This window comes from Pseudarcicella hirudinis, assembly GCF_900115665.1.
GTDB classification, from domain to species: domain Bacteria; phylum Bacteroidota; class Bacteroidia; order Cytophagales; family Spirosomataceae; genus Pseudarcicella; species Pseudarcicella hirudinis.
Window position 1 is genome coordinate 318,318 of sequence record NZ_FOXH01000006.1, and the last position, 12,797, is coordinate 331,114.

At 38.2% G+C, this 12,797-nt stretch carries 11 protein-coding genes; 6 read left to right on the forward strand and 5 right to left on the reverse strand.

Going from position 1 to position 12,797, the window contains the following annotated elements:
• Nucleotides 1–83: 83 nt before the first annotated feature.
• Together BM179_RS13060 and BM179_RS13065 are read right to left on the reverse strand one after the other, a co-directional pair.
• On the reverse strand, nt 84–506 hold the full coding sequence (locus BM179_RS13060) for a helix-turn-helix domain-containing protein (protein WP_092017496.1): 423 nt from the start codon (nt 504–506) through the stop codon (nt 84–86).
• Between the two features lie 194 nt (nt 507–700).
• The gene (locus tag BM179_RS13065; protein ID WP_218159219.1) at nt 701–877 is read right to left on the reverse strand and encodes a hypothetical protein; all 177 of its coding nucleotides are present in this window, start codon (nt 875–877) and stop codon (nt 701–703) included.
• Between the two features lie 380 nt (nt 878–1,257).
• Between BM179_RS13065 and BM179_RS13075 the strand changes: the two genes are divergently transcribed.
• The 3 genes from BM179_RS13075 to BM179_RS13085 are packed head-to-tail and all read left to right on the forward strand — an operon-like array spanning nt 1,258 to nt 4,582.
• Nucleotides 1,258–1,737 carry a hypothetical protein gene (locus tag BM179_RS13075; protein ID WP_092017498.1) on the forward strand — a complete coding sequence of 160 codons (480 nt, stop codon included), beginning with the start codon at nt 1,258–1,260 and terminating at the stop codon, nt 1,735–1,737.
• Complete coding sequence (locus tag BM179_RS13080; protein WP_092017500.1) at nt 1,734–2,696, forward strand: DNA cytosine methyltransferase; 963 nt, start codon at nt 1,734–1,736, stop codon at nt 2,694–2,696. Before BM179_RS13075 ends, BM179_RS13080 begins: the two co-directional genes overlap by 4 nt.
• A gap of 29 nt (nt 2,697–2,725) precedes the next feature.
• A complete protein-coding gene (locus BM179_RS13085) occupies nt 2,726–4,582 on the forward strand; it encodes an ATP-binding protein (protein WP_092017502.1) in 1,857 nt (618 codons plus the stop codon).
• 623 nt (nt 4,583–5,205) lie between these two features.
• Here BM179_RS13085 and BM179_RS13090 read toward each other — a convergent pair.
• The gene (locus BM179_RS13090; protein WP_092017504.1) at nt 5,206–6,033 is read right to left on the reverse strand and encodes an SGNH/GDSL hydrolase family protein; all 828 of its coding nucleotides are present in this window, start codon (nt 6,031–6,033) and stop codon (nt 5,206–5,208) included.
• A gap of 110 nt (nt 6,034–6,143) precedes the next feature.
• Nucleotides 6,144–7,235: a Fic family protein gene (locus BM179_RS13095; RefSeq protein ID WP_310586950.1), complete on the reverse strand. Its 1,092-nt coding sequence runs from the start codon at nt 7,233–7,235 to the stop codon at nt 6,144–6,146.
• A 228-nt stretch (nt 7,236–7,463) separates the two neighbouring features.
• Here BM179_RS13095 and BM179_RS13100 point away from each other — a divergent pair, with 228 nt between their 5' ends.
• Nucleotides 7,464–8,312, forward strand: a complete 849-nt coding sequence (locus tag BM179_RS13100; RefSeq protein WP_092017508.1) for a polysaccharide deacetylase family protein — start codon at nt 7,464–7,466, stop codon at nt 8,310–8,312.
• 7 nt (nt 8,313–8,319) lie between these two features.
• Here the strand turns inward: BM179_RS13100 and BM179_RS13105 are convergent, their stop codons facing one another.
• Nucleotides 8,320–9,483 carry a LacI family DNA-binding transcriptional regulator gene (locus BM179_RS13105; RefSeq protein ID WP_092017510.1) on the reverse strand — a complete coding sequence of 388 codons (1,164 nt, stop codon included), beginning with the start codon at nt 9,481–9,483 and terminating at the stop codon, nt 8,320–8,322.
• Nucleotides 9,484–9,847: 364 nt separating this feature from the next.
• Between BM179_RS13105 and BM179_RS13110 the strand changes: the two genes are divergently transcribed.
• Both BM179_RS13110 and BM179_RS13115 read left to right on the forward strand, forming a co-directional pair.
• Nucleotides 9,848–11,113, forward strand: a complete 1,266-nt coding sequence (locus BM179_RS13110) for a DUF6807 domain-containing protein (protein ID WP_092017512.1) — start codon at nt 9,848–9,850, stop codon at nt 11,111–11,113.
• 128 nt (nt 11,114–11,241) lie between these two features.
• Nucleotides 11,242–12,621: a Gfo/Idh/MocA family protein gene (locus tag BM179_RS13115; protein ID WP_092017514.1), complete on the forward strand. Its 1,380-nt coding sequence runs from the start codon at nt 11,242–11,244 to the stop codon at nt 12,619–12,621.
• Nucleotides 12,622–12,797 lie beyond the last annotated feature (176 nt).

Here is a 12,797-nt window from a genome sequence, read left to right on the forward strand (position 1 = left end):
GACGGAATATAGATATTTTATATGTATTTCGTCTGAATCTTTAACCGAATCTGAGATTGGATATATTTAAATAATCAAGTTTTTTACTTCTTTTCAATCAACCTCTCCAACCTCCCCATCATCTCCTCCTTTTCTTTCAGCATCCTTTCATACAAAGCAATCTTTTCTTCGTGTAATTTCTTAATCTCATCTAAAGGATTAAAAACTGGATTGTAAAAAACAGAAGCAGATTGATCGTGGTTGTTTATTGTCTGCGCAATAATGTTAACGGCACTCTGTTCATCAAAATTCTGTATAGCTTCTACAGGTATTTTCAAGGTATTGGAAATCTTTGCCAGCAGAGGGGCATCAATGGTTTCTTTCTGCTCCAGAAGCGAAATTTTTTGCTGATTCCAGTCATCACCGAGGTCGGCAGCCAGGGCATCCTGCTTGATACCCATCATCTCACGGAAGCGTTTTACATTGCGTCCCTGGTGTATATTTTTTGGCGTAGCTGTGTTTGTCATGAGGTAAATGTAATTTTTCTTTGGTGTAAATTACGGATTCCTCTAATAAATAGCCAATAAATCAAATAATAATTTACCGGTAAAATACAGGTTCACGGTGTGATATATAAACGTATTTTGTTGTTTTGGGAATAATTTGCTTAATATACAGTCTATGTAGTTTAATCGGATAACATTATTACGTTCCAAAATCTTTAAGCGGTTCGCTTTTTTCCGGCAGGATATTTCATTTGACGTTCTTTGAAAGCCGTTATTTCCTCTTTTAACTTCTTATTAACTTTCTTCAACAAATCATTCTGATGGTGCATAATGCTGATTAGGTTGTTCATCGCATTTAAATCCTCCAACTGACTGTAGATGAATTCTTCCAACTGCTATTTTGTATAAGTTCATTGAAGCGACATATTCTTATTTTTGAAATAATTTAACCGATTTTCTAAACAAGCGTATTGGATTTCGGATAAAATGTCAAATTGTTTTTCAGATTTTCGGAAAAATTGTTCTGTTTTGGTAGATTTATGTTCAGAAAAACAGACAATAATGACCGAATTAGGATTATTCCTTTCCCGAAAATCAGTAAACCGATCAGACGTTTCCCGAAAAACTGGAATCAGTAAAACACGATTGAGTGAACTAACGAATAACTCCAGCACGAAATTGTGAGTTGATGAATTGTACTTGATCGCACTAGCAATTGATGTTGATCCGTGTGAGTTATTGAAAGATGTTTGCAACCACTTGAAACTGAAAAATGATTGAACAAATTAAAAATGTAATTGGTGAATTTACTGAAGATGACCTTTTACGATTACAAGTCACTCTTGACAAAGAACTAAAGAGAAGAGGAATCAGGTTTTCCGTTGGTGAACTAGGGGAAAACATTGCTGTTAATCATTTTAATAAAACACCAGGTTTACCCAATCTTCAAAAAGCACCTACCGGAGTTAAAAATGTAGACGCTCTGTCAAGAGATGGACATAGGTACTCCATTAAAACTGTTCAAAACGGAAAAAAAACGGGAACGATTTATCCAGATCAAGACACAAAACAGCAATTATTCGAATATCTCCTTTTAGTTAGATTAGATGATGATTACACTTTAGTTGAATTGCATCGATTTTCTTGGAAAGAGTTTGAAGAACTTCGGGCGTGGGATAGTAGAATGAATGCTTGGTATGTTCCCGTTAGTTCAAATAGATTAAATCAAGTAGAAAAAATTTTCCCGAGATGAGAATAAATAGACAAAACGTAAGAACTATAGATCTTTTTTGTGGAGCTGGAGGGAGTAGCTATGGAGCAAGAATGGCAGGGGCAGAAATTGTAGCAGGATTTGACATTTGGCAATCTGCTATCAAAACTTATGGTAGTAATTTTCCAAACTCAAGAACTTTTGAAGGTGACTTAAGAGACATGGAGCCTGAAGAAGTGAAAAATCAAATCGGTGAGATAGATTTGATCTTAGCATCACCAGAGTGTACAAATCACTCGGTTGCTAAAGGTTCAGCGGAAAGGTGTGAATTGAGTAAACTAACTGCATTTGAAGTAACGAGATATGCAAAAGTATTTAATCCAAAATGGATTGTGATAGAAAATGTAGTTGAAATGGCTTCATGGAGTGAGCATCCAAAACTTCTTGAAGAACTCTGGAAACTTAATTATTTCGTTAAAGAACTTAGATTGAATTCTGCTGATTTTGGTGTACCTCAAGCAAGAAATAGACTGTTCTTAGTCTGTTCCAAAGCTAAAGAGGCAGGTTTACCATCAGCCGGGAAAAAACACGTTCCTGTTTCGGCAATAATAGATTGGTCCGACAAATACAAATACACACCTCTTAGAAAAGCCGGTCGTGCAGAAAAGACGCTAAAGAGAGCCGATAATGCTATAAAAGAACTAGGAAAAGATAAGCCATTTTTAATGGTTTATTATGGCACTGGTGACGGCTGGCAAAGTCTTGATAAACCGTTAAGAACAATAACTACTTTAGATAGATTTGCTCTTGTAGTTCCTGACGGAAACAATGGACATAAAATGCGAATGCTTCAACCTGAAGAGCTAAAACTGGCTATGGGTTTTGGAAGTGATTTCAACTTGAATTTAGACAGTTTGTCAAGAAGAGAGCGTATAAAATTAATGGGGAATGGAGTCTGTCCACCAGTTATGGAGTCTATCGTTAAATCATTAATAAGCTGATAGTTAAAAAACTAAAAACCACTATTCATATGGACAAAAAACTTGTATTGAACTTCGATCCCAGTACAATTGAGCATTTAGGGATTTCTTTATACTCAAAATTGCCTAGCGTATTATCAGAACTAGTGTCTAATTCATGGGATGCTGATGCAGATAAAGTTACAATTGATTTCATTCATAAAGATTCTACAAAAGAAATCTTGTACAAAGATAATGGAGAAGGTATGACCTTTGATGAACTGAACGAAAAATATCTGGTAATCGGTCGAAATCGAAGAAAAGACCTTGATAAAAAACTACTTACAGCGAAGAATAGAAAAGTTATTGGTAAAAAAGGACTCGGTAAATTATCAGTTTTTGGTATTTGTGATACTATTGAAGTCATTTCAGTAAAAAACGGATTAAAGAATCACTTTTTAATGGATTTGGCTGCAATAAAATCTAGTAGTAAGCATTTATATGAACCAGAACTGATTGCCGTTGATCAAACTACTCAAGAATCTAGCGGAACTATTTTAAAGCTAACTAAAGTAAGAAGGAAAGCAGATTTCAATCTCGAAGAAATTTCTGTAAGTCTGTCTAAAAAATTTTTGATTCTTGACCAAATGGAAGTCAAGATTTATCATAATGGCGAAAATGAAACTCTAGTAACAAATGAACTCAAGTACTCTGATATTAACGTTGAGTTTGAATGGACATTTCCTGATGTTAAATTTGATTCAGACTATGAATATTGGAGTTCTATAAAAGGCAAAGTAATAACACTAACTACTCCAGTAAAGGATACCGAAATGAGGGGGATTTATTTAACTTCTCGAGGAAAGATTGTTAATACTGCTAGTTTTTATGGAGCAAGAGACAATGACCTTTTTCATAATTACGTAACTGGTTATTTAGAAATTGATTTCATAGATGATTTCGATGATGATGTAATTTCAACTGATCGTCACTCATTGAATTGGGAACATGAGGAAACTAAAAAACTCCAGGACTATCTTCACAAAATAATCAAACTCATTGGAAAGGAGTGGAGGGAGAAGAGAAGTAAAAATAAGAGAGAGTTAATACTCGAAGAGCAGAGCTTAAATATTTCTGATTGGCAACAGAGTCTACCAACCTATGAAAGGGAGCTAAGTAATAAAATTATTGACCCGATATTGGACAATGCCAATATTGATGTTCAAGAATCATCGAGGATAATAGGTAATGTTATCAATAAATTCGAAAATCAAACCTTTAAGGAGTATGCTTCCAAAATAGCGGACATATCAAAACCAGAGGACATCCCAAATCTTTTACTGCTGATGGAAGACTGGAAGGCGATTGAAGCAAAACAATTTAAGGATTTAGCTTATTCAAGAATTGAAGTAATAAAACAATTCGAAAATTACATAAGTACTAATACGAATGAGGTTCCAACCTTACATAACTTTTTAAAAAAGTTCTCATGGCTACTTGATCCAAGAATTCTAGAGTTTAAAGACGAAGTAACATATTCAACTCTGTTGAAAGAAACCTTTCCCGAAACCGAATTAGATGATAAAAATCGTAGAATTGATTTCTTATGTAGCAATGCACTTGGGGAAATCCTCTATGTTATAGAAATTAAGCGGAGTTTATACAAGGTTGATGAAAAAGCACTTGAACAAGCCTATCATTACCAAGCATTTTTAGAAAACAGATTTGCTTCTCAAAGTGGATTTTCACGAGTAGTATGTTACGTTGTCGGAGGGGAAAAATCGGATGATTATAAGTTCAAATCCAAAGAGAAAACTTATATCGCCTCGGGACAAGTATTTGTTAAGACATACAGAGAGCTTTTGGAACAATCAAAAGAATATCACAAGGAATTTATTGAAGCATATGACCATTTTAAAGAACGATAACTGATCCACTCGGTAATGTTTAATAGAATCATCAATACGAAGCGATATCCAAAACCGGCCCTTACGCGGAAAGTGTAGAAAACAAGCGGAATGGAGCGTTGTTTAACCCCTGTTTGAGCGCAGTTGGGGTGCGAACAGTGTGGAATGCAGTGCTAGTTTTCAAGCTTTACGTGTACAGGCCTAGACTTTTTGGCTCCACCTTTTTTGGCAATGAAAAAAGGTGGAAATCTCCCTGAAAAGAACGCCATAAATCAATTCCCTAGAAAAGAATAAAAGTTGGAGCCTTAGGAAAAACCTGTGGGAGGCTGTGCGTCGGAAAAGATTGCAGAGCAGCATTTTTCAAAACCAAATTTCCGTCAGGTGGTTTTTAAAATTCTGCTGTAATAAGTGCGTCGGTTGCGCGGCTATTTAATATAACGTCTAATTATAGGGCAAATCCTTCGGAGAACAATCACTATTTACTTTAGCGTGAATCCGCCAGCCATGGCGGATCACAGACATAATATGACATTATAGATGATAAATTCCGTTTTATCGCATAATTTATGTTATGTTAAATAGAAAATTATAAATCCCATCACCGCTATTCCATGTGAATTTTGAATAACAGCAGCGGGGAAATTCTATTTAAGCCCCTTCCATTTTTGAATTAACATATCTGTGATGATTTCATAGCCTTTGTCAGAAGGATGAAGTCCGTCGTAAGTCATGTCCGCTGCTTCTGCCGGATAAGGATATTCATCTTTCTCAGGATCAAAGGGAATATCTTTGTATTCCGGATAAGTGTAATTTTTGTAAAGTCCGGTCTGAGGATCTTTCAGTCTTTTGAATTTCACCATATTTTCGAGCGTCATTCCGCTCTCATGGTATAAGTCAACGACAGGCATTTTTTCCAGTTTCCCGATCTCAATAACGGCATTGCAAACCTGTTCCAGACTTTGTCCGTTTTTCAGTTTATCGGAGCTGAAAGCATTATTCCTGAAACCATTGATATACACAAAATCGCCTCTTTGCATAGGGGTTATGAGTATGATTCTGGCCTTTTTATTGAGATTTTTCAGTTTATCGGTTATGATTCTGAATGAACCGTAAATGGTTCCTGTTCCGGTATTCTGTTCATAATCCGAAAGTGTTCCGATGGTTTTTCCCTGCCACCAATCGTTAGTTCCCAGAAAAACGGAATAGACATCTGCTTTTACCAGTCCGAGTGACCCGATATTTTCAGCAATCTTAACGGAAGTCCAGCCATTATGCCCCTGATTGATGTATTCAACCTGCGGGAATTTCCCGGTAAGCAATGTCATATAACCTTTGGTAATCCGTTTTCCGGTTTCATCCTGATGGTCATTGAGGTAGGTAATTGAGTCTCCGAGGGCGAGCCAGGTGATTTTCCGGGGAGAGGTTCCGGCACAGCATAAAATCAGCGTAATAAATACAAGAATTCTTTTCATACAGTTAAAAATAAGTTCGGAGCCAAATATATTCATTTTACCTGAAGGAATCCCTATTATTTATATGCTGAAACATACACTTTTATCGTTTCCGATAATCTGAAATATGGCTATTCCAAAATCAATTCATAATTAGTACTTCGTCCACCTGATTCCTCTTGTTTAAGGATTCCTTTATCCATTAAATCTTTAATATCTCTCAAAGCTGTATCGGCCGAACATTTTGCGATTTTAGCCCATTTGGAGGTTTTTAATTTCCCATCAAATCCATCTAACAGTTTATTGAGCATTAGCCTCTGTCGGCTGTTTAAGCTGGTGTCTTTATGTTTCTGCCAGAAATCTGCTTTTTGAAGAATCTTTTCCAGCGTTACTTCTGTATTCTCTAAAGCGTGATACAAACAATTCAGGAACCAAACTAACCATTCTGTTATATCACCGGAACTATGCTGTACCTTTTGCAAGATCTCATAATAGTTCTTTTTCTCGATAAGAATCTGGTTTGACAAACTATAAAATCGCTGAAAACTATTCTCTGAACGAGCTAGCAGCATATCTGAAATCGCCCTGGCGATACGGCCATTTCCGTCATCGAACGGGTGAATAATAATGAACCAGAAATGAGCAATTGCAGCTTTTAGCACATCATCTAATCCGGTTTCATTATTAAGCCATCCCAGAAAGACATCCATCTCTTTTTTTACCAGACCAGGTGAAGGAGCCTGAAAGTGTATCTTTTCTTTACCCATCGCTCCTGATACTATCTGCATTTCCCCATTACGGTAGTTCCCGGCAACTATTCTGTGCATTCCACTCCAACCTGTTGGAAAGAGGGCAGCGTGCCATCCGAAAATCCGTTCTTCATCGAGAGGTTTATTGTATTTTTGCGTGGCGTCGAGCATCATTTCTACTATGCCTTCAACATTCCTGTTGGCCACAATCCCGGCATATTCCATACCCAGTCTTCGGGCTATTGAGGAACGGACTTGTTCATAGTTTAGAATTTCGCCTTCTATTTCTGATGATTTCAAAACATCTAATGTCAGGGTAGAAAGCATAGTTTCTTCCTTGACTGAAAAACCCAATGACCCCATTTTTCCGAAAACCATCCCCTGAAGATGCCGGACTTTTCCTAAAATCAAGGTTATTTGTTTGTCGTCCCAGGTAAATTCCGGCCATTTGTCGTTCTCATAAATATATCTCATCAGTTATTCTATTTTAGCGCTTGCGGTAAATATATCAAATATTCTCCGCATATTTAAGGGGAATAGGGCTGTTATTCTCCGCAACCTCCTTTCTTTTACCTCGGTTAAAACGAAATTCTGATTGACGGACATTAAACCTTATAGCTTTTGTCTGCTTAAATTTTCATGTGATTTTAAACTTTACTCACAGGTCTTTACTATTTTTGGGTACCTTTTTCACCTTTTGAAATGACGATGAGATTACTGTTCTTTTTACTTACCTGCATCATCTGGGCATCAGATGCATCGGCTCAGGCTAATTTATATACCAATCCCGTTTTTATTCAGCAATTATATAAAGACGCTGAATATCTTTCTTTGAAACAAAGAGTTTCACAGGAGTTTGCCCATTCGGTTCCCGGACATTGGGGAGAATTTGTAAAGGGAGTCGATGAAGATTTTATTACGCAAAACAAAGTCATTGCTTTTACCTTTGATGCCTGCGGCGGAAAGAATGGCAGTGCTTATGATGCAGAACTGATTGATTTTCTGAATAATGAAAAAATTCCGGCCACACTTTTCGTGACCGGAAAATGGATTGATGCCAATTATACTACTTTTCTGAAGTTGTCACAAAATCCTCTCTTCGAAATAGAAAATCATGGTTTTAACCACAAGCCCTGCTCTGTAGATGGAGAAAGTGAATACGGGATTCACGGGACAAAAGATGTGCCTGATGCCTTTGATGAAATTGAGGCAAATGCAATTAAAATTCAGAAAATTACCGGAAAAAGACCTGCATTCTATCGTTCTTCAACGGCCTACACCGATGAAGCCTGTGCCAAAATTGCACGTCAGCTTGGTATTACAATTATCAGTTTTGACGTACTCTCCGGTGACGCAGTGCCCAATACACCCAAAGCTGTTATTGTAGAAAGTGTCCTGAAAAACATTAAACCCGGAGCATTGGTAATCATGCACTTCAACAGACCACTCTGGAATACTTACGAAGCCATGCAGGAAATTGTTCCGGAGCTGAGAAAAAGAGGTTATACGTTCTCCCAATTGCAAAACTATCCGCTGAAAGGCAAAAACTGATTCTTAGTTATTCATGAGCTATGCCCCTGCATGAAGATTTTCGGATCTTTAACTCTCCCTGAACGGTTTGGGTAAAAGGAACAAAATTCTCTTTCTGAATGATATTATCGATCAGAATTGAAGCTGCTGTTTCACCGATTTTAAAGGGGAATTGATGAAATGTGGTCAGGCCGGGCTCTATGACGGAAGCGATTAGCTCGTCACCAAATCCGACTATCGCTATTTCTTCCGGAATTTTGACGTTTTTTTCCTTCAAAGCAACCATAATTTCAATAGCATTGCCATAGTGCACGGCAAAAATTCCGTCAGGAGGTTCCGGTAATTGAAGCCATTTGTTCAGCGCAAGCAGGGAATCATCATGTTTGAAATTTCCATGAATAATCAACTCCTCTGCAATGTCGATTCCATACTGAGTAAGAGCAGCTTTATAACCTTCCAACCGCTTTCTGCTGATTAACAACTCCTCAGGTCCTGCATACACGGCGATCCTTTTACATCCTTGTTTAATCAGGTGTTCAATCAGGATAAAACTTCCTCTGAAATCCTCCTGAACAATTTTAGCTGTCTGAACTTCTTCACAAACCCGGTCGAAATGAACGATAGGCAAGCCTTTATTCAATTGCAGTTTGATATGTTCAAATGAGGACGTTTCTCTGGAATGGCTGATCAGCAGGCCGTCAACTCTGCTAGCGACCAATGCCTGGACATTCAGTGTTTCAGTGAAATGTGATTCATTGGACTGACAAATCATTACTCTGTAACCGGCATCAGAGGCTATTTTTTGTATTCCGCTTACTACAGAAGAGAAGAAATGCCGCTGGATATCCGGGATAATTACACCAATTGTATGGGTTTCGTTTCTATGCAAACCCTGAGCAAGCAGATTGGGCTGATAGTCCAGCTCGGCGGCTAATTCTTTTATGGCCTTTCGGGTATTGATATTAACATCCGGATGGCCGTTTAAAGCCCTTGATACTGTGGCAGTTGAAACCCCGATCTTATTGGCAATATCTATAATTGTGGTCTGATGCCTTTGTTTAACAACCGGAGAGCTTTCAGTATTTTCTATGAAAAAATAATCACATTCCTTACAACAGAACCGTTGTTTCCCTCTGAGAAATCCCGCTCTCTTGATGCTTTCTACTTTTCCGCATTTTGGACACTTTATCATTTTCTTAGTATTACTTTTCTAATATTTGTGTCTAACCACAAATAAATCTTCGGGAAGAAAGTCAAATTTATTAACCAATGTAAATTTACAATTATTCAAAGCAAATTAATAATGCTGTAAAAGTATCACAAACGTTACCGAAAACATTTACGATACTTTTCGGCTAATACATTCAAAAAATAATAATTATTCTGTATCGATTTGTACAAAAACAATTATAATCTTTTCAGAAGTAACGAAAATGAATGGCTTTACTGTTTTGCGCATTGATTATCCGTAAATTGTTTTTGCAAAAATTTTATTGTATTTTTCCCAGAAAATAAAAAGCACATAAAATTAAAACATCCGGTACCAAAAGAGCGCAATGAAGACTGTAATCCTTTCGATTTTAATACTATTTATTACCATTAACGCCATGGCACAGGAGGGCTTCAAACCCAGAAAAATTGCCTTCATTACGGTAAAAGCAGGTGAATTTGAGCGAAATAAAACACCTCTTTCCTGTATTATTGACGGTGTTACACTCAATGAGGAAGAAACACTTATTCTCAATGAACTGAACGGCAGTAAAAGAACTGAAATTCCTGTTCAGATTGAATCGAGAAATCCTTTGAAAGTCTGGTGGATTCTGGACCGTAAACTGAATCCGAATCAAATGCAGACTTTTGAGCTTGCGGTGGGTCGAGAGACAGTAGCATTCAGAGAGGTTCTGATTGATAAAGATGATAAAGCAATTCGCCTGAAGGTTTTTAACAGAAAGGTTCTACAATATAATTATGCCACAATACCCGCTCCGGAAGGTCAGTCGGAACTTTATGCCAGAGGTGGATTTATTCACCCGGTCTGGGCGCCTGACGGAGAGGTGCTTACAGCGATTCAACCCAAAGATCATTTTCATCATCTGGGTATCTGGAATCCCTGGACTCTGGCAGAATTTGAAGGAAGAACCGTTGATTTCTGGAATTTAAAAGATGGGAAAGGAACAGTAAAATTTGCAGGTTTCGACTCTTTGACTATCGGAACAGTTTACGGTGGTTTTAAAGCACTGCAAAAGCACATTGATCTGAAAGCGCCGGAAGGAGAGAAAACAGCAATTAATGAGCAGTTTAAAATCAGGGTTTTTAACATAGGTGAAGCTGAATCCGGTCCCTGGTTATGGGAAATAAACAGTACAATGCAATGCGCTTCCGAAAGTCCGGTATTGTTAAAAGAATATCGTTACGGAGGTCTGGGATATCGTGCCACGCAGAAATGGAATACTGCTAACAGTGAAATACTTACTTCAGAAGGGAAGAAAAGAGAAGACAGTGACGGCACAAGAGGCAAATGGTGCCTTATTTCCGGACCGACGGAAAAAGCCAGAGCCGGAATGCTGTTTGTGGGTCATCCCGGAAATTATAACGCTCCGGAACCGATGAGAGTCTGGCCACCGGATGCCAATGGCGGAAAGGAAAATGTATTTTTCAACTTTTGCCCTGTAAAAGACAGAGACTGGCTGCTTGAGCCGCACAAATCTTATACACTGAAGTACAGAGTGATGGTTTTTGAGGGGAAACCCGATACGGTGAAAGCCGAACAAATCTGGCAGGATTTTGCCAATCCGCCGGAAGTAATGGTCAGAGTTCTGTAATTCAGTCCATTTTCTTTGTCCGCTTTTCAGTTTCCGTAGTTTATGGTATTTCTCTGTCAGAACATATTTAAAGAATTAACCTGAAAACAATAATTGGAAATTAACATTGCGTAAAAACATCAAAGAAAATGGAAAACTTTAACCGTGATAGAAGGGATTTTATCAAAAAAACAGCTTTGGCAAGTATCTCAACTCTGGCAATTCCTACTATTGTACCTGCCTCAGTATTCGGCAAAAATGCCCCGAGCAACAGAATTAACATAGGAGCTATCGGAAACGGAAGAATTTCACGCGGGCACGATATGCCGGGTGTCTGGAAATACGATAATGCTCAGATTATGGCTGTTTGTGACCTGGATAGCAGAAGAGTTGCTGATGCCAAAAAGCTGGTTAATGAGTATTATACAAAGAAAACCGGAAAAGATTTTGATGGCGTAAGAACCTATGATGATTACAGGGAGCTTTTATTGAATAAGGATATTGATGCTGTGTTGGTAAGTACTCCTGACCACTGGCATTCTCTGATAAGCATTGATGCGGTAAATGCCGGAAAAGATGTGTATTTACAAAAACCAACTTCTCTGACTATTGCGGAAGGCCAGGCATTGGTAAAGGCCGCTCACAGAAGTAAACAAATTATCCAGATCGGCAGCCAGCAACGTTCCTCGCCTCAGTTTCGTTATGCAGCAGAATTGGTAAGAAATGGCAGGATCGGACAACTTAAAACGGTTTATGTCGGTCTGCCCGGCGATCCTTCCGGACCGGAAGAGCTTGAAATGCCGATTCCTAAAAACCTGAACTACGACATGTGGCTTGGCTCCACTCCTTCTGTTTATTATACCGAAAAAAGAGTACATCCTCAGATAGACTATGATCGTCCGGGCTGGTTGAGATGTGAGCAATTCGGAGCGGGAATGATTACCGGATGGGGCTCACATCATGTAGATTGCGCACACTGGGCCATGAATACTGAGTTAAGCGGACCTATTGAAGTGTCGGGTTGGGCAGAATTTCCTACACATGGTTTGTGGAATGTTCATGGCAAATTTCAAACGGAAGCCTTGTATCAGAATGGCGTAAAAATGATAATCAGCAATGAAATTCCGAATGGTATAAAGTTTGAAGGCACAGAAGGCTGGATTTTTGTAACCCGCGGGAATTATGCTGCTACAGCCAGCGATCCTGTTTCAAAAGATGCTAATAGCAAAGCACTGGATGCCAGTGATCCCAGAATTTTGAGTTCAGTAATTGGTAAAAATGAAATTCATCTCACAGAAAGTAAAGACCATCATGGCAACTGGCTTGAAAGCATCCAATCCCGGAAACAACCGATTGCTCCGGTAGAAATCGGACATCGTTCCTGTTCAGCCTGTCTGATCCATCATATTGTAATGAAATTAAAACGTAAAGTATATTGGGATCCTCAAAAGGAAATGTTCAAGAATGACCCTGAAGCAAATGCCATGCTTGCCAGACCAATGAGAGCACCCTATCAGATTAAAATATAGTTATCACCCTGCCGTATTCCTTAAACCCTGAATTTTAATACAATTAATTAACCGGTCCCGATAATTTGCTGGGAAGAAAATGAGTAAAAAACACAGTTGCAAAACTTTACCCTGTATCTGTGAAAACGAATTTTCCCTGCATGTATCGGGATTTTTCCTTGTCTAACTTAATAAAT